General features: G+C 63.2%; 15 protein-coding genes. 6 read left to right on the top strand and 9 right to left on the bottom strand.

What is annotated here, in order from left to right:
* Positions 1–36 precede the first annotated feature (36 nt).
* Both ACSQ2A_RS03030 and ACSQ2A_RS03025 read right to left on the bottom strand, forming a co-directional pair.
* Positions 37–1,023 (bottom strand): ABC transporter ATP-binding protein, encoded by a 987-nt coding sequence (locus ACSQ2A_RS03030; protein ID WP_436071021.1) that lies wholly within the window; start codon positions 1,021–1,023, stop codon positions 37–39.
* Positions 1,013–2,011: an ABC transporter ATP-binding protein gene (locus tag ACSQ2A_RS03025; RefSeq protein ID WP_295411213.1), complete on the bottom strand. Its 999-nt coding sequence runs from the start codon at positions 2,009–2,011 to the stop codon at positions 1,013–1,015. Before ACSQ2A_RS03025 ends, ACSQ2A_RS03030 begins: the two co-directional genes overlap by 11 nt.
* A gap of 120 nt (positions 2,012–2,131) precedes the next feature.
* Here ACSQ2A_RS03025 and ACSQ2A_RS03020 point away from each other — a divergent pair, with 120 nt between their 5' ends.
* From ACSQ2A_RS03020 to ACSQ2A_RS03000, 5 genes are read left to right on the top strand one after another with little or no spacing between them, the layout of a single operon-like run.
* Positions 2,132–3,718: an ABC transporter substrate-binding protein gene (locus ACSQ2A_RS03020; protein WP_436071020.1), complete on the top strand. Its 1,587-nt coding sequence runs from the start codon at positions 2,132–2,134 to the stop codon at positions 3,716–3,718.
* Between the two features lie 19 nt (positions 3,719–3,737).
* Positions 3,738–4,697: an ABC transporter permease gene (locus ACSQ2A_RS03015; RefSeq protein WP_295411209.1), complete on the top strand. Its 960-nt coding sequence runs from the start codon at positions 3,738–3,740 to the stop codon at positions 4,695–4,697.
* A complete protein-coding gene (locus tag ACSQ2A_RS03010; protein ID WP_295411206.1) occupies positions 4,697–5,584 on the top strand; it encodes an ABC transporter permease in 888 nt (295 codons plus the stop codon). The genes ACSQ2A_RS03015 and ACSQ2A_RS03010 overlap by 1 nt, the downstream gene beginning before the upstream one ends.
* A 3-nt stretch (positions 5,585–5,587) precedes the next feature.
* Complete coding sequence (locus ACSQ2A_RS03005; protein ID WP_436071019.1) at positions 5,588–6,751, top strand: M24 family metallopeptidase; 1,164 nt, start codon at positions 5,588–5,590, stop codon at positions 6,749–6,751.
* A 33-nt stretch (positions 6,752–6,784) separates the two neighbouring features.
* Positions 6,785–7,633, top strand: coding sequence for an alpha/beta fold hydrolase (locus ACSQ2A_RS03000; protein WP_035086062.1), 849 nt, complete (start codon positions 6,785–6,787; stop codon positions 7,631–7,633).
* Between the two features lie 62 nt (positions 7,634–7,695).
* Here the strand turns inward: ACSQ2A_RS03000 and ACSQ2A_RS02995 are convergent, their stop codons facing one another.
* From ACSQ2A_RS02995 to ACSQ2A_RS02975, 5 genes are read right to left on the bottom strand one after another with little or no spacing between them, the layout of a single operon-like run.
* Positions 7,696–8,625 (bottom strand): ABC transporter ATP-binding protein, encoded by a 930-nt coding sequence (locus ACSQ2A_RS02995; RefSeq protein ID WP_436071018.1) that lies wholly within the window; start codon positions 8,623–8,625, stop codon positions 7,696–7,698.
* Positions 8,626–8,628: 3 nt separating this feature from the next.
* Positions 8,629–9,423, bottom strand: a complete 795-nt coding sequence (locus ACSQ2A_RS02990) for an ABC transporter ATP-binding protein (RefSeq protein ID WP_295411197.1) — start codon at positions 9,421–9,423, stop codon at positions 8,629–8,631.
* Positions 9,420–10,328 (bottom strand): ABC transporter permease, encoded by a 909-nt coding sequence (locus ACSQ2A_RS02985; protein WP_295411195.1) that lies wholly within the window; start codon positions 10,326–10,328, stop codon positions 9,420–9,422. The genes ACSQ2A_RS02990 and ACSQ2A_RS02985 overlap by 4 nt, the downstream gene beginning before the upstream one ends.
* A 4-nt stretch (positions 10,329–10,332) precedes the next feature.
* A complete protein-coding gene (locus tag ACSQ2A_RS02980; protein WP_295411193.1) occupies positions 10,333–11,310 on the bottom strand; it encodes an ABC transporter permease in 978 nt (325 codons plus the stop codon).
* 59 nt (positions 11,311–11,369) lie between these two features.
* Complete coding sequence (locus ACSQ2A_RS02975; RefSeq protein WP_295411190.1) at positions 11,370–13,025, bottom strand: ABC transporter substrate-binding protein; 1,656 nt, start codon at positions 13,023–13,025, stop codon at positions 11,370–11,372.
* 220 nt (positions 13,026–13,245) lie between these two features.
* On the opposite strand from ACSQ2A_RS02975, the gene ACSQ2A_RS02970 reads away from it, so the two are divergent.
* Positions 13,246–16,575, top strand: coding sequence for a response regulator (locus ACSQ2A_RS02970; protein WP_436071017.1), 3,330 nt, complete (start codon positions 13,246–13,248; stop codon positions 16,573–16,575).
* Here ACSQ2A_RS02970 and ACSQ2A_RS02965 read toward each other — a convergent pair.
* Both ACSQ2A_RS02965 and ACSQ2A_RS02960 read right to left on the bottom strand, forming a co-directional pair.
* Complete coding sequence (locus ACSQ2A_RS02965; RefSeq protein ID WP_436071016.1) at positions 16,572–17,267, bottom strand: response regulator; 696 nt, start codon at positions 17,265–17,267, stop codon at positions 16,572–16,574. The two genes, ACSQ2A_RS02970 and ACSQ2A_RS02965, sit on opposite strands and share 4 nt — an antisense overlap.
* On the bottom strand, positions 17,264–19,942 hold the full coding sequence (locus ACSQ2A_RS02960) for a DUF4118 domain-containing protein (RefSeq protein WP_436071015.1): 2,679 nt from the start codon (positions 19,940–19,942) through the stop codon (positions 17,264–17,266). Before ACSQ2A_RS02960 ends, ACSQ2A_RS02965 begins: the two co-directional genes overlap by 4 nt.
* Positions 19,943–19,948 lie beyond the last annotated feature (6 nt).

The following is a 19,948-nucleotide window of genomic DNA, read 5'->3' as shown; positions in this document are numbered from 1 at the left end:
AGGCGGCCGGATCGCTCCGGCCGCCTTTTTTGTTGCTTACGCGCTGAGTTCGGCCGCCTCATGCACCGGATGATAGCAGGCAACGCCGCTGACGCCGGTCGCATCGGTATGCCGCTCCATCTGCGGTTCGTCCTTGCGGCATTCGTCGGTCACGCGTGGACAGCGCGGATTGAAGCGGCAGCCGGGCGGCGGATTGACGGGATTGGGCGGCTCGCCACGCGTTGCCTTGCCACGCGCGAGACGTGCCCGCGCCGGATCGGGCTCCAGCGCCGAGCCACGCAGGGCCACGGTGTAGGGATGGTTTGGCGTCACCAGAACCTGATCGGCACCGCCCTCTTCGACCGCGCGACCGAGATACATCACCATCACCCGATGCGAGATGGCGCGCACCACGGCAAGATCGTGGGCGATGAAGATAATCGCAATGCCGAGTCGCTTCTGGAGGTCGATCAACAGGTTCACAACCTGCGCCTGAACCGACACGTCGAGCGCCGAAACGGGCTCGTCGCAGACCAAAACCGAGGGCTCCGCCGCCAGCGCGCGGGCAATACCGATGCGCTGACGCTGGCCACCCGAAAATTCATGTGGAAAACGGCTCGACGCGGCGGGATCAAGACCCACTGCCGTCAAAAGTTCTTCGACCCGTGCAGTGCGCGCCGCGCCCTTGGCGAGCCCATGAACATCGAGCGGTTCGGCCACGATATCGAGCACGGTGCGCCGCGGATTGAGCGACAGATAGGGGTCCTGAAACACCATCTGCACCTGCCGCCGCAGGGCCCGATCCCGCTTGATCGGCGCGCCGCGGAAGAGGATTTCACCCTCGTCCGGCGTCTCCAGCCCCACCAGCATACGCGCCAGCGTAGACTTGCCGCAGCCGGATTCTCCCACAACGGCCAGCGTTTCGCCTGGCATGACGGCGAGGCTCACGTCCTTCACCGCATGAAACTGCTTGCCGAACACAGCGCCGCCGGCCCTGAAAGTCTTGGAAAGGCCACGGGCCTCGAGGATCGGTTCAGCCGACATGGGCGGTCTCCACGAGCGGATAGTGACAGGCGCGGCTACGTCCCGGAAGATCGCCGACAAGCTCCGGACGAACCTTCGTGCACAATTCGCCCAGATGCGTGCAGCGCGGATTGAAGGCGCAGCCCGGCGGCGGCGCAATCAGATTGGGCGGCGAGCCCTTGATCGGTTCGAGCTTTTCGACGGTCTCGATGCGCGGCGCAGAAGCCATCAGCGCCGCTGTATAGGGGTGGGCCGGCGCTCGGAAAATGTCATCGACGCTGCCGGTTTCAACCAGCCGCCCGGCATACATCACGGCCACCCGTTCAGCCATGCGCGCCACGACGCCGAGATCGTGGGTAATGAGCAGAATGGCCATGCCCAATTCGTCCCGCAACTCGTCCAAAAGGTCCAGGATCTGGGCCTGAACAGTCACGTCGAGCGCCGTCGTCGGCTCGTCAGCAATCAGCACTTCGGGCTTCAGCGCAATGGCCGAGGCGATGAGAATGCGCTGCCGCATGCCGCCAGAAAACTGGTGCGGATAGTCGTCGATTCGCTTGTCGGCCGAGGCCAGGTGCACCGAGCGCAAAAGCTCGATCGAACGCTCACGCGCTTCCTTTTTCGATACGCCGAGATGAGTGCGGTAGAGCTCCCCAAGCTGATCACCAATGGACAGAACCGGGTTGAGCGCCGAGAGCGCATCCTGGAAAACGAGGCTGATCACACGCCCGCGCAGCTTGCGTTTCTGCTCCTCGTCGGCGGTGAGCAGGTCGTGTCCCGCCAGCTCCATGCGCCGCGCATTGATCGTCGCATTGCCGCGAACGATCCCCATCACCGCGCGCGTCGAAACCGATTTTCCCGAGCCGGATTCCCCCACCAGCGCCAGCACTTCGCCGCGCTTGAGATCGAATGAAACATCGCTAACGGCTTTCACGTCGCCGCGCATGGTGCGGAAGCTGACATCGAGCCCTGACACCGACAGCACTGGGCGCTCGTCTGCCTGTTTCGTCATCAGTGACACTACCTCGCTCAAGAATTGTACGACAATCCTTGACACGGCTTCGGCCGCATCGCAACACTTGGGTGCCAATTCAACAGCGAGACCATGATGATCCGCAATGTTAGGAATGCTTTGACCCGTCGTTCCGTCCTGATGGGCGGGGTCGTTATGGCCATGGGGATGGCCAGCCTGAGTCCCGCCAATGCGCAGGACGCAGCCAGCCGCATCGTCATCGGCACCACCGCCGACGTCGTCAATTTCAACCCGCTCGTCGGCAATAGCCGTTCGGATACCTGGGTCACGAACCTGATGTATCCGCGCCTGATGCAGATGACGGACAAGGGCTCCAAGGACCCCTATGTCGCCACCGATTGGGGCTATTCCGAGGACGGCCTGACCGCCTGGATGGATATCCGCGGCGACATGACCTGGAACGACGGCACGCCCTTCACGGCTGACGACATCGTCTTCACCGTCACCGCGGTCACCACCGAAAAGATCGGCGTGACGGCAGGTCTCATTCCTTCCTTCGTCAGCGCTACGGCCGTCTCGCCGACCCGCGTCGAATTCACGCTCAGCCGTCCGGACTCGACCTTCCTGACCAATATCGGCTTCTGGATGCCGATCGTTCCGAAGCACGCCTTCCCCGAAATCGGTCAGGTCGCAGCCTTCGCCAATGACAAGGATTGGGTCAGCGTCGGTCCCTTCGCCCTCACCGAAGTCAATGCCGGCCAGAACTACCTGCTGACCGCCGTCGACAACTACCCGCTCGTTGAAGCCGGCAAGGCGACCGTCGATGAAGTCGAATTCCGCGTCTTCCCCGATGTGAACGCCCAGGCCCTGGCGCTGCGCGCCGGCGACCTCGACCTCATCGCCAATTCGCTGCCGGCCCCCATCGCCCGCACGCTTCAGGGTCAGCCGGGCATCACCCTCGCCCAGGCGCCGTCGCTGGGCTGGTCGCACGTTCTCTACAACATGACCGACGAACAGCTCTCCAAGCTCGAAGTCCGTCAGGCGCTGTCCCATGCCGTGGACTACGAGGCCATCCGCGCCATCGCCATGCAGGGCCTTGCCACCTCGACCAATTCCTCGGCCATCTCGCCGGTCCTCAGCTACTGGGCTGACCCGGAAGCCAAGGAATATGCCTTCGATCCGGAACTCTCCAAGAAGATCCTGACCGATGCCGGCTATACCGACGCCAATGGCGACGGCTTCTTCGACGGCCTCGAATTCTCCCTGCTCTACGAACAGAGCGCCGCCGATATCGCCAACTGGGCGCAGATCATGAAGGACGGCGCCACCAAGGCCGGCATCAAGATCAACCTGACCGGCCTTGAGCGCAATACCTACCTGGCCCGTGGCCGCGAGAAGGACTTCGACATCTACGCCGGCAATTGGGCGGTGATGGAAGAGCCGGCTGCCTATCTGGGCCTTGCCTACCGCACCGGCGGCTTCATCAACTATGCCTCGATCTCCGATCCGGATCTGGAAAAGCTGATCGACGAAGCCCAGGCCGCAACGACACCCGAAGCTGTGAAGGTGCCGGTCCAGGCCGCTGCCAAGCTGATCTCGGAGAAGGTCTACGACAACGTACTGTACTACCAGACGTTCCAGTTCGCCTATAACAGCGACAAGTGGGACGGTTTCGTGGTTCAGCCCTCTGATCTGCTCTCGCTGGTCAATCCGCTGTCGCTGGCCTCGGTCAAGCCCAAGAACTGACCAGTAGAGACCTGATAACGTGCATCTCACCGGCTATTTTCTGCAACGATTGATACGTGGATTGGTGACCTTCTGGTTCGCCGTGACGGTTACCTTCTTCCTCGTCCGGCTTCTGCCGGGTGACCCGGTGCTGGCTGTTGCCGCACCGGGCATGACCGAGGAAATCCGCCAGACCCAGTTGCAGCAATTCGGTCTGGATCGGCCTCTGCTGGTCCAGTACTTCGCGTATTTGCGCGAGCTCGTTCAGGGCAATCTGGGCGTCTCGTTCCTGCGCAGCCAGCCGGTGAGCCAAGTCTTGATGGAGCGTCTCCCGTGGACGCTCCTTCTTACAGGGTCGGCCCTCCTGCTCACTGTGATCCTCGGCGTGCCGCTTGGCGTCTTGGCGGCTACCCGTGCCCGGGGCTGGGTCGATCAGGTCGTCCAGATTACCGGCGTCGTCGGGCAATCGCTCTTCGTGCCCTCGCTCGGCATCTTGCTCCTCTATACCCTCGGCCTCATGCTCGGCTGGTTCCCCATAGGCGGGGCCGTCAAATCAGGCCTCACGGGTTTTTCCTATTATCTCTCGGTCCTCCACCACCTGATCTTGCCCTGCTTCACGCTCGTTCTCGCGCAGCTCGCCTCCTATGTGCTGACCCTGCGCGCCACGCTGATCGAAGCTCTGGGTGAAGAATATTGCGACCTCGCCCGCGCCAAGGGCACGCGCGAAAACAAGGTGATCTGGAAGCACGCCCTGCGCAACGCGCTCCTCCCCACCACCACCCTGATCGGCCTGCAGATCGGTTTCCTCGTCGGCGGCGCCGTTCTGACCGAAACCATCTACGCCTATCCCGGCGTCGGCCGCGCCATTTACGAGGCCGTCGGCCAGCTCGATTTCCCCGTGCTGCAGGGCGCTTTCGTGCTGCTCGCTGCCACGGTGGTGATCGCGAACCTTGTGACCGACATCGCCTACGGCTTCCTCGACCCGCGGGTGCGTGCCTGATGACTATGACCAACACTTCGACTACTGCGCCCACCCTGCCCCCGGCCGATCTGAAGCCCGCCCAGCGCACCTGGCGCGCCTTCCGGCGCAATCCGCTTGGCATGGGCTCGGCCGCCGTCATCCTGCTCATGGTGCTCGTCGCGCTCATCGCGCCGCTGCTTGCCGAATTCCCCAGCGGCTACGGCATCGAAATCCTGATGCCGCCTTCCGCCGCCCACCCCTTCGGCACCGACGATCTCGGACGTGACGTGCTGGCCCAGGTCATCTGGGGCACCCGCATCAGCATGATCATCGGCTTTGCCTCGTCCTTCCTCGCCATCCTCATCGGCGTGGCGCTGGGCATTCTCGCCGCCTATGCCAAAAGGCTCGACGCGCCGATCTCCATGCTGGTCGACGTCTCCCTCGCCTTGCCAGTTCTGCCGCTGATGATCCTCGTTGCCGCCCTCGTGGGCCCTTCAGTCACAACGCTGGTCGTCGTCATCGCGCTCTTCTCGTGGCCCGAAGTGACCCGCATCGTCCGCTCGCAGGCGCTGTCGGTCACGCGCCTCCCCTATGTCGATGCGGCCCGCACCATTGGCGGTTCGCATTTCTGGATCATGACCCGCCACCTCTTACCGGCCGTGGCGCCGATCATCGTCGTCTCGGTCGTCCTCACAGCCTCGCGCGCCGTGATGTCCGAAGCGGGCCTGTCCTTCCTCGGCCTCGGCGATCCGGAAAGCTGGTCCTGGGGCAAGATCCTCTTCAATGCCCAGCGTTCCGGCGCGCTCACCGTCGCCTGGTGGTGCACGCTCTTCCCCTCGCTGGCCATTCTTCTTCTGGTCGTCTCTTCGACGCTCGTGTCGATCGCCTACAACGACGCCCGCAATCCGAAAACCCGGGAGAACTGAGCCGTGAAGCAACGCCTTTCGCGCGACACCTATGCGCGCATCCAGGATGGGCTGCGCGCCCGCATGGCCGCCCAGGGTTTTGACGGCCTCCTCGTCGACGACCATCACCACGTCGCCTATCTCAGCGGTTTCTTCCACTTTCCCAACGAGCGCCCCGCCGCGATCTGGCTGACGGCCAAGGACTGTATTCTTCTCGTGCCGGCGCTCGAAGCCGACCACGCCGAAAAGCAGAACACGGCTGCCGATTTCGTTGTCTATCCCGAATATCCCGGCATCGAGGATGCGTTCTCGATCCTGCTGTCAAAGCTGAACCCGACCGGCCGCATCGCCTACTCGCCGACCACCCCCGCGGGCCGCGTCAAAAAGTTCGAGCAGTTTGCGCCCAATGCCACCTGGGTCATATCCGAAATCGTCGAGGACGCACGGCTCATAAAATTCCCGGAAGAGATTGTCCTTCACCGCGAGGCCGCACGTATCTCCGACGCCATGGTAGACGCGGGCCTCCGGCTCATCTGCGATGCCCTGGCCGCCGGCACGCCGCTCCCCAGCGAGGCCGAACTGGCGCGCCATGTCACGAGCTTCGGCACCAAGACCATGTATGCCGAGCACGAAGACGTTGTGGTCGGCCAAATGCTGGCCGGCGGTCTCGTCTATACGGGCAAGAACGCCGCCCTGCCCCATGGCCTGCCCTCGGCCGAACGGGTCAAGCCCGGCGAAACCTTCATCCTCTCGCTCGGCTGCGCCGTTGGCGGCCGCTTTGCCGAGAGCGAGCGCACCTTCGTCATGGGCGAGCCCACGGCCGAGCAGCGCCGCTATTTCGAAGTCGCCACCCGCGCCCAGGCCGTCGGTACCGATGCGCTGATTGCCGGCCGTCCCTGTTCGGAAGCCAATCGCATCTGTCTCGATGTCATCCGCGAGGCCGGCATGGCGCAATATCTGCGCCACCGCCAGGGCCACGGCATCGGCATCTGGCTGCACGAGCCGCCTTGGATCGCCGATGGCGACGACAGCTTGCTGCAGCCGGGCATGATCGTCTCGTCCGAGCCGGGCCTCTATATCCCCGGCCATGGCGGCTATCGCATTTCCGACACGGTGCTGATTACCGAAACGGGGCCGGAGCGGCTGACCAGCCATCCGCGCACCATCGACGAATGCATCATCGGCTGATCGCTGGATTTCACGACTAAAGAGGAGACTGGAATGGACGTCACCATCAATGGCGCACGCCTGAACATTGAAGTGCTGGGCGGCGACGACAAGAACAAGCCGGTGATGATCGTTCATCATGGCGCCCCTGGCCTTGGCAGCCATGCCGAGCCCAAGGGCTCCTTCGGTCCCTTCTCCGACGAATATCGCGTCGTCGTCTTCGACGCTCGCGGCAGCGGCGCCTCGGAAGACAAGGCACCCTTCACCCACGAGCAATGGGCCGCCGACGTCGACGCCATCCGCGAATGGATTGGCGCCGAAAAGATCATCATGGCCGGTGGGTCCTATGGCGGTTTCATCTCGATGGAATACGCCATCCGCTATCCCGACCGCGTCCTCGCCATGGTGCTGCGCGATACCTCGGCCGACAATGCGCATCGCGAACTCTCGCGCGCCAATGCCCTGGCCTCGCCGCGCATCGAGGTCGATCTTGACCTCTTCAACCGCATCATGGCCGGCACGACCCGCGACAATGAAGACCTCAAGGCCGCCTGGGCACATATCCTGCCGCTCTACGACCATGACCTCGACATGGACAAGGTCCACGCCCGCGTCGCCAACACGCCCTATCACTATGCGACGCACAATTTTGCCTTCGCCGTGAACCAGGAAAACTATGACCTCAAGCCGCACCTGCCAGGCATCAAGGTCCCCACCCTGATCACCGTGGGCCGCCACGATTGGATCACCCCGGTCGCCGCCTCCGAGACCATCCATCGCCTGATCCCGGGCTCGGAACTGGTCATCTTCGAAAATTCGGGCCACGCCCCGCAGGTCGAAGAAGCCCCGAAATTCCAGCAGACCGTCCGCGACTTCCTCCGCCGCGCCCTCGGCAAGGCCTGACAGGCCAAACGCGCGACCGGCGCAAACATGCGCCGGTCCCAGTCAAAGAATGACGGCCCAGCCTAGACCGTGTCGAACTTGCGCACAAAGTGGCCGGGCTGCACTTCCATGACTTCTGGCGAAGCTTTTCGCGCCAGCGCCCGCACCGCCTGAGCTTCGCTGGCAAAGGACTTGGCGCCCGTTCCATCGAGTTTCACCTTCGGATCCGGCACGGCCGAGAGCAGCAACTTGGTATAGGGGTGCTGCGGGTTGGAGATCACCAGGTTCGGCGGTCCCCATTCCACCACCTGCCCCGCATACATGATGGCAATGTCATCGGCGATGAACTGCGCCGTCGCGATGTCATGGGTGATGTAGAGGAAGGTGATCGACCGCGTCTCCTTCATCCGCCGCATCAGGTCGAGCACGGAGCGTCGGATCGACACGTCGAGCATGGAGGTGGGCTCGTCAGCAATGATCAGCTCCGCGCCCACGGCCAAGGCCCGTGCGAGATTGACGCGCTGGCGCTGCCCGCCCGAAAGCTCGTGCGGGTATTTTTCGAGCGTTACCGAAGGGTCGAGTTCCACATCGGCGCAGACCGCTTCCACCGCAGAATTGAGCGCGGCGCCATGCAGCTTCTTGTGCAGCATCAGCGGCCGCTCAAGGTGATGCCGGATCGTGTGGGCCGGATTGAGCGCCGAGAACGGGTCCTGAAACACCATCTGCACGCTGCGCAGATAATCGAGTTTTTCCGCACGCGAGCGCATGCCGGCAATATCCCGCCCCTTGAAGGCAATCGTGCCCGAGGAGAGCTGAAAGAGCCGCGCCACGGCCCGGCCGAGCGTCGATTTGCCCGAGCCGCTTTCGCCCACCACGGCCAGGGCTTTACCCGGCCGGATCGTGAGCGAGATATTGTTGAGCGCCACCACTTCATGGGCCGCGCCCAGCATGGGCTTCATGTGGAAGATCTTGGTCGCGCCTTCGATCCGAAGCAGTTCTGAAACCTGCTGCATGGTTCAAGCCCTCGTCAGCAGCGGCATGGAGGACCAGAGCCGCCTGGTATAGTCGTGTTGCGGATTGGCGATGAGTTCGGCCGATGGCGCCACTTCCACCAGCTTGCCTTCCAGCATGATGGCGATGCGGTCGGCGAATTGCCCCATCAACGCCAGATCGTGCGTGATGAAGAGGATCGAGAACCCGAACTTGCGCTTGAGTTCGACGATTTCCTGCAGGATTTCGCGCTGCACCACCACGTCGAGCGCCGTTGTCGGCTCGTCCATGATGATCAATTTTGGCTCCAGCGCCAACGCAATGGCCAAGACCACGCGCTGCCGCATGCCACCCGAAAGCTGGTGCGGATAATCATCAAGCCGGCTCTGGGGAATGCCGATCAGCGCCAGCAATTCGCTGGCTCGCGCGCGCGCCTCCGCCGTCGAAACGCCGGTATGGCGCACGATCACGTCGCGGAACTGTTCAAAGATCGTCAGCACCGGATTGAGCGAATTCATGGCGCTCTGGAACACCATGGAGACGCTCGACCAGCGCCACTGCCGAAGCCGCTCCGGCGTCATGGCGAGCACGTCCTCGCCATCAAGGGTGATTGAGCCCTCGGAGATGATTGCCGGTGGCCGATGCAGCCGCATCAGCGCCAGAGCAATCGTGCTCTTGCCCGACCCCGACTCCCCCGCCAGCCCCAGCACTTCGCCGCGGCCAATGGAAAAGTCGACGCCCTTCACCGCGGTGAACAGCCCTTTGGCGGTCAGAAAATCGACCTTCAGCCCGCGCACATCGAGCAATGGTTTGTCGGTCATGGCTTGACCTCCGCAAGACGCTGCTGGTCGATCTTCTTCTGCGCCTTGATGGCCGCGGCCACCGTGCCGAGGGTCCTCAATCGCGGATTGGAAATTTCGTCGACACCGAAATTGAGCAGCGACAGGCCGACACCGATCCCCGCGACAGCCACAGCCGGCACCAGCACTTCCCACCAGGCGCCCACACTGATCGCCGAGGCATTTTGCGCGTGGTAGAGCATCGTGCCCCAGGAAACCGACATTGGGTTGCCGAGGCCCAAAAACTCCAGCGTTGCCTGCGTGATGATCGTATAGGTCACCGAGCCGATGAAATTGAAGCCGATGATCGAGAGCAGGTTGGGCAAGAGCTCAACGAAGATCATCCGTGTCGGCCGCTCCCCGATCAGCTCGGAAGCCAGAATATATTCGCGATTGCGCAGGGTCAGGGTTTGCGAGCGGGTGACGCGCGCCCCCCAGGCCCAGGAGGTCATGCCGATGATGATGGCGATGACAGCCGGATTGGTCTGGCCCATGAAGGCGGCGATGACCAGGAGCAGCGGCAATTGCGGAATGACCAGCACCACATTGGTGAAGAAGGTCACGATCTCGTCGATCCAGCCACCGAAATAGCCGGCGGCAATGCCGAGCACGGTGCCGATCAGCACAATGATGATGCCGGCAAAGAACCCCACGGCAAGCGAGGTGCGCGTGCCATAGATAAGCTGGGCAAAGACATCGCGGCCCATGCGGGTGGTGCCGAGCAATTCCTCGGGATTGGGCGGCTGATGCGGCCGGCCGACGCGCTGCATGGGATCGAGATTGAGCAACAGGGGCCCGAAAATGGCCACGGCGACATAGAGCAGCACAATGATGAGGCCGATGAGAGCCTTCTTGTTGCGCAGGAAAACTTTGAGCGTTTCGAACATGGTCTCAGGCCTTCCGCAGGCGTGGATCGAGGAAGACGTAGAGAAGATCGACGGCCAGGTTTGCGAGCAGGGTCGCAAAGGTCATGATCAACAACTGTCCCTGGATCAGCGGATAGTCGCGCGTGACGATGCCGATATAGAGGGTCTGGCCGAGGCCGGGATAGTTGAACACCACCTCCGTCACCAGCGACCCGCCGAGAATGGCGCCGAGCGTCAGGCCGAGCGAAGTCACCGAGGGCAGTAGCGCATTGCGCGCCGCATAGTTGAGCTGAACGCGCCGGTCCGAGAGCCCCTTGGCGAGACCCATGGTCACATGATCCTCGCCCAATTGGCCGATCATGTTGTTACGCATGGTGACGAGATAGCCGCCGACAAAGACCACCATCAGCGAGCAGATGGGCATCAACCCATGCAGCGCCACGCTGCCGAAAAACTCCCAGCTCCAGGCCGGGTCAAGCGCAGGCGCAAAGGCGTATCCGGTCGGCAGCCATTTCAGCGCCACGCCGAAAATGAAGAGTGCGGTCAGCGCAATCACCACGGCCGGGGTCGCCTGCAAGGCCAGCGAAACCGGCGTCACCACCGCATCGAACATGCCCCCGCGCCGCCAGGCGGCAAAGGTGCCGATGATCGAACCGACACAGAAAGCCAGCAGCGTCGCGGTCCCTGCCAGCAGCAGCGTCCAGGGCAGCGCATAGGCCAGAACCTGGTTCACCTTCTGCGGATAGAAGCGGATGGAATAGCCGAGGTCACCGGTGAAAACCGACTTCATATAGTCGAGAAACTGCAGGTGCAGCGGGCCCGAGGCAAAGCCAAAGGTCGCGATCAGCGCGTCGCGCGCTTCCGGCGTCAATGTGCTGTTCTGCTGAGCGAACATGACGTCGATGGGATTGCCCGGCATCAGCCGCGGCAGGGCGAAATTCACGGTGGCGGCCACGAGGAAGGCCACGAGATAGAAGGCTATCCGGCGGATAACGAAGTTCATCGCACTCTCCAAAAGAGCAAGACGGCGCAGCCGAAGCCGCGCCGCCTTTCTTCAAGGGATTACTTGACTGGGGAGAGTGCCAGCAGATGCAGCAGGCGTTCCGGCACGCCGGCATAGACCACCGGACGAGCGACCGGATTGTCGGCATTGAAGAAGCCGGTGAAGCGGGTCGTGTTGTATTCGTACCAGAGCGGGTTGTTGAACACGTTGATCAGCGGCATGTCGGCGGCGATCAGGGCCAAAACCTTCTTCATGGCTTCGCTCTGCTCGGCCGCGTCGGTCGTGGCGTTGAAAGCATCAAGCGCCGCGTCGAGTTCGGGATTGGCATAACGCGAAGAGGCAAAGCGGTTCTGCCCGACATTGCGCGAGTGCAGCGAGGAGTCGAGGAAGAAGTGCGGGCTGACGCCGGTGGCAACAGCGTTGAGCGCGGCTTCATACTTGCCCGAGATCAGCGCATCGGTCCAGGCCGGGCTCTCCGGCGTTGCCATCGAGGCATTGATGCCCACTTCGGCAAGGCCTTCGATGGCCAGCTGCACCGTGTTCACCCAGTCGGTCCAGCCATTGGGCACGATGATTTCGAAGGCAATCGGCAGGCCGCTCGGGGTTTCGAGGAAGCCGTCACCATCCTTGTCGGCATAGCCAGAGTCGGCCAGCAGCGTCTTGGCGGCTTCGATATTGAACTGCGCAAACTGGCCGAATTCAGCTTCCGCTTCGACATTGTTCCACACGTCATAGGCCTGGCCGAGGCCGGACGCATATTCGTTGGCGGTCGGATAGCCATAGCCGGCAATATCCACCATGGCCTGGCGGTCCATGGCCATGGAGAAGGCGCGACGGAAGTCGACGTCGCTAAAGGCTTCCTTGAGGCCCGCGTCTTCGCTTTCCATGTTGAGCGAGAAATAGACCGGCGAGCCGGCCGGGAACCAGTAGCCGCGGTGATCCGGATCACCAGCGAGATAGGTGCGTTCGATATCGGGCAGGAAAGAACCGAACCAGTCGAGCTCGCCATTGGCGGCCATGGTCAGCACCTGGTCATTGTTCGACACCTGCGGCATGCGCATGCAGTCGACTTCCAGTTCAGCATTGTCCCAATAATTGGGGTTGCGGCACTGGATATATTCCTGCGGCGTGAAGCGGCGGATTTCGGTCAGCGGGCCAGAGCCAACCGGATTGGGATTGGTGAAGGTGACGGGATCGGCGACACCCGACCAGACATGCTCGGGCACCACATAGGTCTGCACGATCTGGTAGATCAGGCCGGCATCGACCTGCTTGAACTTGAAGGTAACGGTCTTGTCGTCAGCGGCTTCAACGCTTTCGAGCTTGGGCCAGACGGCGCGCAAGTCGAGAGCGGGGAATTCCTTGATCATGTTGAAGGTGAAGGCCACGTCCTTGGCCGTCAGCGGTTCACCGTCCGACCATTTTGCGCCATCGCGCATGGTGAAGGTCAGCGAGAGCCCGTCTTCGGAATATTCATATGCCGACGCCAGGCGATAGTTGGCTTCGCCACCCTTGATGGCGTTGAACACGACCAGGGGTTCGTACATGAAATCCTGCACGGTCGGCAGAACCGTGGTGGCATTCATCGGGTTGTAGTTTTCAACCCAGGCGGTCAGCTGCTGCGGCACCGCCGTCAGAATGGCTTCCTGCGCATGTGCAGCAGGCAGGCCAACCGCGCCGGCCAATAGCACGAGCGTCGTCTTCTTCAGAGACATATGAACTCCTCCCAAAATGGTCCTCCGCATCCGGCGTCGAGGCCGGATCCATCGCATGAGTTGCGATTGGTATCTAATTGGCACTAGAGTGGTGATGGAGTCACCGCGTCAAAATCGTCAAATTCGCCGGAAAAATCGGCAAAAACCCAGCGCGGCGGCGGAAGTCTGGTTTGAAGTGGTCTCATCGGGGAGATGAGGCAGCGAGCCGGGAGGAGAAGACATGAAGCTGCCGGCGCTCTGGCCGTCCAACTTTCGGGGACGGCTGTTCCTGATTTTTCTCGGCGTGATGGCCGTGCCGCTGTCCCTGACTTTTTGGGCGCTAATCACCACGCTGACCTCCAGCCTCCGGGACGAAACCTTTGCGCAATTGCAGTTCGTGCGCGACGCCAAGCATGCCGAAATCGAGCAATACCTTGCCTTCTCCCTGCGCCAGGCGGAGACGCTGACCAAATCCAATACGGTGCGCTATTCGGTCGGCGAATTTTACGGCTTTTCCTATGCCTTCCGCATGATCGACGCCTCGCCCGACAAGGCGCAGCGCGTGTTGCAGGAGGTGTTCGCGCTCAATGAAGGTGGCGTGGGCCAACCGGCCGAAATGGGCGGCCCGCTGCTCCGAACGGCGCTCGAGTATGCCAATGCGCACAACCGTTTCCACGAAGATTTCGCCAGCTTCGTGCGCACCTCCGAATTCGACAATCTCTACCTGATCAACAGCGCCGCCCGCGTCATCTATTCGGTCGAAAAGGACGGCTATCTCGGCGCCGATCTCGAAATGACCCTGAGGAACACGCCCCTCGGGCAATTGACCGAGACGCTGCTCGAAGGCGACGGAGAAGATCGCCTGGCTCTCCTCGATTTCCGCCGCGACCCCGTCACCAATGCGTTCTCCGCCTATGTCGCGGTGCGCATCGACTTCCACAGCCGCACGCGCGGCCTTGCCATCTTCCGCCTGCCCGCCGATGCCGTCGATGCCGTCGTGCAAGGCCAATTCGGCAATGAGGCGACGGGGCAGTTGTTCCTCACCAGCAGCAGCGGCGCGCTGATTTCGGGCCCGCCCGACGGCGCCCTGCACCCCGGCGACAAGCGCCTAGCCAGCATTTCGCGCGGTTCGGAGCGCGGCGCCGATATTCTCGATACCGGCGCCAGCGGCGAACCCGCGCTTGCCGCCTGGACCATCCTGCCCTTCGGCGCCACGCCCTGGCACCTGTCGGCGGAAACACCCACTCGCCTCGCCTTCGCCAAAACCGAATCCCTCACCCGGTTCGTCGCCCTGATAGCCGCCATCAGCCTGCCGCTGATCTTCCTCATCGCCCTCATGCTATCGCGCACCATCTCGGCCTCGCTCGGCAAACTGGCCGACGCCGCCGAAGCCATCGCCGCGGGTCAGCTCGATCTCGACGTGCCCAAAATCTCCGGCCCCGACGAACTCGCCCGCCTCACCACCAGTTTCAGCCGCATGCGCATGGCGGTACGCGATCAGCTCACCCTGATCGGCCAGAAAAACCAGGAGCTCGAACAGCAGGTTCGTGTCATCGCCGAAAAGAACGCTGAACTGGAAGAAGCCGACCGCCAGAAGGACGCCTTCGTCGCCAATACAAGCCACGAATTGCGCACCCCGCTCAACGGTATCATCGGCATTTCAGGCACGCTGGCGACAGGCGCCGCGGGCGATCTCACCGCCCTGCAACGCAGCCAACTCGAACTCATCACCTTCTCGGCCCGGCGCCTCTCGCGCCTCGTTGATGACCTGCTCGATCTCTACCGCATCCGCCAGGGCCGGATGAATCTTGATATCCACGCCGTGCACCTGCCAACCTCGATCCGCAACGTCCTGTCGGTGGCGCAAACCATGGTCTGGGGCGAGCCCGTCAGCATCAAGGTGGAGCTGGAAGACGACCTGCCCTATCTCGAAGCCGACCCGGTCCGGCTCGAACAGATCCTCTACAATCTCGTCGGCAATGCCATCAAATATACCGGCAGCGGCACAGTCTCGGTCAGCGCCCGCCATGTCGGCCACGAGATCGAAATCTCGATCAGCGACACCGGCATCGGCATAGCCGCCGACAGTCTCGAACGCGTCTTCCAGCCGCTCGAACGCGCCAGCGGCAACGAGATCGAAGGCTCGGGCCTTGGCCTCACCATCGCCCGCCAGCTCGCCCATGCCATGCACGGCAAACTCTCGGCGACCAGCACCCTTGGCGAAGGCTCGATCTTCCGCCTCGCTCTTCCCGTCGCCCCGCCCGGCTCGGAACTGAATGCCGTGGAACTCCTTGCCGAACCGGGCACCGGCTATATCGACCTGCCTCTCATGCCCGACGCACCCTTCGCCGCCAAGGACGGACCGCATCTCCTCGTCGTCGACGACGAGCCCGTAAACATCCAGGTCCTGCGCAATGTGCTCCAACCGCTCGGCTACCGTTTCGAAGCCGCTCGCAACGGCACGGAAGCGCTCGACGCCGTCGCGCGGCAAAAGCCCGACCTCGTCATTCTCGACGTGATGATGCCCGGCCTCAGCGGCCTCGACGTCGCCAGAAAACTGCGCGAGCGCTTCTCGCTGCATGAATTGCCGATCATCATGCTCACAGCCCGCAGCCGCACCCGCGACCTCCTCGCGGGTTTTGAAAGCGGCGCCAACGACTATGTGTGCAAGCCCTTCGTTAAGGACGAACTCCTGGCGCGCATCGCCACCCTGCTCTCGGCCACCCATGCGCAGGTACAGGCCCGCGAAAACGCCGAACTCAAGCAGGAAATCGACCGCCGCGTGCATGTCGAAGACGCCCTGCGCCTCTCCCAGCAACGCATGTCGCGCCTCCTCGATACCGTCTCGGTCGGCCTTGTCTGCGCCAACGAGGCCGGGCGCATCATCTATGCCAACCAGCAGGCCATGCAGTTTTCCGGCGGACGGATCGAAACCGGCCAGACGCTCCTGGGCGACCTCCTCGATCCCGGCTTCCTCGACAACATGCGCAGCGAGATCGAAGCCGACGGCCAGGCCAACCTCACAAGCACGACTTTTGGCGCGCCGGACCATAAGGTCATCATCCAGGGTTTTGACATCGAACCCCAGCAAGGCGGCGGGCTGGCGCTGATCATCGACCACGACACCGCGCCCTTGCGGCAGCGGGCGGAATTGGTCAACCGCTCCATTCGCGACGTCCTCGACACCGTCGGCCCCGACCTCGCCGCCATCGAGGAAGACGAAACCCCATCGGACCGGGAGCTCTACCGCGAGATGATCGTGGCCGTGATGACCGAGAGCCTCAATGTCTGGCGCAAGGCCACCGGCAAGTCCAAGTTCGACCTCGCCGAGGAAAGCGGCATCTGGCGCGTCAGCCTGGACCGCTCCTCATTGCAGGCGCGCACGCTCGACAAATACCTGCTCGTCGAAACCCTGCCCGACCGCCCCCGCTGGCGCGACGTCATCGGCACCGGCGAATATGTACTTGCCCAAGTGGCGACCCTCCAACCGGAAGCCAGCGAACCTCTCTCCGGCCACGTCACGACGCTCAAACGCATGGTGAAGGCCTCGCTCGAAGCGGACCGGACCTAGCCCTCGCGCCGCAGCCGGTAGCCGATGCCCGGCTCAGTCACGATATGCATGGGCGAAGCGGGGTCCGCCTCCAGCTTCTGCCGCAATTGGCCGATGGCGACGCGCAGATATTGCGTGTCCTCCATATGCGCCGCGCCCCACACGGCCACCAGCAGCTCCTTATGCGTAAGCACCTTGCCATTGCCTGAAATGAGGCGCGTCAGCAGCGCATATTCCTTGGGCGGCAGGCGAACCGGTTCGCCATTGCGGCTCACATAGCGCAGGTCGAGGTCCACCTCGACATCGCCGAACCGCACCTTGGCGACGGGCGGCTGCGAGGCCGCCCTCTGGCGCAGCGCCGCCTTGATGCGCGCCAGCAGTTCGCCGATGCCAAAAGGCTTTTCGACATAGTCGTTGGCGCCCCGCTCAAAGGCCTCGATCTTCTCGCCTTCCTTGTCGCGCGCCGAAAGGATCAGGATCGGCCCCTCGTAAAAGGCCCGCGCCTTGAGCAGTACATCCTTGCCGTCCATGTCCGGCAGCCCGAGATCGAGGATGACCACGTCCGGGCTCCACTGCGCGATCTCGCGCAGCCCCAGCGCTCCATTGTCGGCGCGCCGGTGGTGATACCCCGCCGCATCCAGCGCCGGACCGAGGAAGCGATGAATCTGCGGCTCATCGTCGATAACCAGAATGCGTGCAAGCAGTGGTGTCACTTGTCTTTCCAGACGTCGGCTTCGGACTTGTTGAGGGCGATCAGCATCCGCGTTCCCTTGTCGCCATGGATGGGGCTTGCGGCAACGATGGCCCCGCCCATGGCCTCGATGAAGCCCTTGGTGATGGAGAGGCCCAGCCCCACGCCCTTGCTGCGATCGGTCGGTTCTTCGAGCCGGCGGAACTTGTCGAAGACGCGCTCCAGCTCGTCGGTGGGGATGCCCTTGCCCTCATCCTCGATGCTGATGATGATCTTCTTGCGGTCCTCATAGGCCGCGATGCTGATCTCGGTATTGTCAGGCGAATAGGCAATCGCATTCTCAAGAATATTGACGACGGCCTGTTCCAGCAGCCCCGGATCGATCGTCACCTTGGGCAATTCGGTCGGGAAATCATAGGTGATGGAGTGCTCGCCCAGTCGGCGGCTCAACCGTGCCGTGGCCGTGCGCAGCACCGCCTCGATATCACTGTCTTCCAGCCGTAGCGTCACCCCGCCCCCTTCGAGCCGGGTCATATCGAGCAGGTTGCGGATATAGTGATTGAGCCGCTCTGCCTCCTCGCGGATGGATTCGAGCAGGTCCTGCTTGACCTCCGGCGCCAGCTTGTCGCCCAGCTCCAGCAGGGTCGAGGACGACCCAAGCACCGTCGACAGCGGTGTGCGCAGATCATGGCTGACGGAATTAAGCAGCGCCGTCCGGAACCGATCCGAGCGCCGCAGCGTCTCGGCCTCCACCGCATGCAGCGCAAATTCAGCGCGCTCGATGGCAATGCCACCACCATCCGCCAACGCGGTAAGCAGCTTTTCCTGATCCGACCCCGGCACTGTCGCCACCCGCTCGATGCCGACGACACCGGTCCGGTTCTGCACCCCCCGCAGCGGCCGGAACGACCAATTGCTCTGGGGCAAGGTGCCCGTATTGTGCCCCGCCGCTTCCCCACGTTCCCAGGTCCAGCGCGCCGCCGCCATGGCGCCCGGCCCCAGTTCCTGCGCTTCCGGCGCCCCAGCCACCGTCACCAGTTCCCCGCCCTCAGGCAGCAGCACGATCGACTTGGCGCCGGTCGCCGCCGTCGTCTGCTCGGCCAGTGCGCGCGCTGCATCAGCCTTGGTGGGTGCCCTGGAAAAGGCCCTGGTCGCAACCAGCAGCGAGGTCACATCGCTCGCCCGGCGCTGGGCCTCGCGGGCCCGGTCGCGCGAGCGGCCGGCCAGAATACCCGTGGCCAGCGCCACGGCGAGAAAAACCATCAGCGTCAGCAGATCGGTCGGCGAGCCGATGGCAAAGCTGTAGCGGGGGTTGAGGAACAGAAAATTGTAGATGGCAAAGGCGCACACCGCGGCAACCATGCCCGGCGCCAGCCCATGCACCACCGCAGCCGCCAGGATTGCGGCGAGGAAGATCATGCCCAGATCAGCCCGCTCGAATTGCAGATCGAGCGCATAGGCCAGGGCCGTGGCAACACCCACATAGCCGAGCCCAATGGCATAGGGCGCCCAGCCGCGTTTGAGGATTTGCAACCAGGGCCGGCGCTCCCGCACCTGGTTCTCGCCCGGCTCGGTCACGACGTGAATGGACACGCCCCGCGCCGCGCGCAGCAATTCAGCCGCCAGCGACAGGCCAAACACTTCGCGCAGGCGACTGTCTCGTCCCTTGCCAATGACAATCTGGGTCACATTGTTCTGGCCGGCATAGGCGAGCGCCGTGGCCACGAGATCCGCGCCATTGAGCACGACGGTCGTCGCCCCCAATTGCTCGGCCAGTTTCAGCGCATCGGTGAGCTTCGAGGTCGTACCGGCCTCTCCGTCCTCGGATCGCCCGCGGGTAATATGCGCCACGATCCAGGGCGCATCCTTCATCGTATCGGACAGCCGCCTACCCTGCCGGACGAGCGCACTCGACATGCCGTCATCGGCCACAAGAACCAGAATGCGGTCCCCCGCTGCCCACGGCCCTTCGAGCCCCTTCACCCGCATGGCCGCGTTAAGCTGGTCGTCCACCGTCTGCGCCGCGCGGCGAAGCGCCAGTTCGCGCAGCGCCGTCAGATTTTCAGGCTTGAAGAAATTGTCGGCCGCCAGCCGCGCCGTCTCGGGCACATAGACCTTTCCGGCCGCCATACGCTCGCGCAGTTCGGCCGGAGTAATGTCGATGACCTCGATGTCGTCGGCCCGCGACAGCGCCCCATCCGGCACCGTCTCGCGCTGCCGCACGCCGGTGATCTTGAGCACGACATCAACGAGGCTTTCGAGATGCTGGACATTGAGCGTGGTCCAGACGTCGATCCCCGCGGCCAGCAGTTCCTCGACGTCCTGCCAGCGCTTGGGGTGCCGCGAGCCCGACGCATTGGTGTGGGCATATTCGTCGACGATCAGCAGTTCCGGCCGGCGCGCAATGGCACCATCAATGTCGAATTCGAGCAGCGTCCGTCCGCGGTGCTCGATCGGCCGCCGCGGCAACACATCCATGCCGCGCAAGAGGCTCTCGGTTTCCTTGCGCCCATGGGTCTCGACAAGCCCGATGACCACATCGAGCCCATCCATCTTGCGCCGCCGGGCCTGGCGCAGCATTTCGTAAGTCTTGCCGACACCCGGCGCCATGCCCAGAAAGACCTTGAGCTTGCCCCGATGCGCCTTCTGCGTTTCGGCCAAAAGGGCTTCGGGATCTGGACGCCGGATGTCTTGCACGTCGGA

It is taken from the genome of Devosia sp. LjRoot3, from assembly GCF_964252865.1.
Taxonomy (GTDB): domain Bacteria; phylum Pseudomonadota; class Alphaproteobacteria; order Rhizobiales; family Devosiaceae; genus Devosia.
Note: the sequence above shows the minus strand (reverse complement) of the source record. Positions and strands in the feature narration are given on the sequence as shown.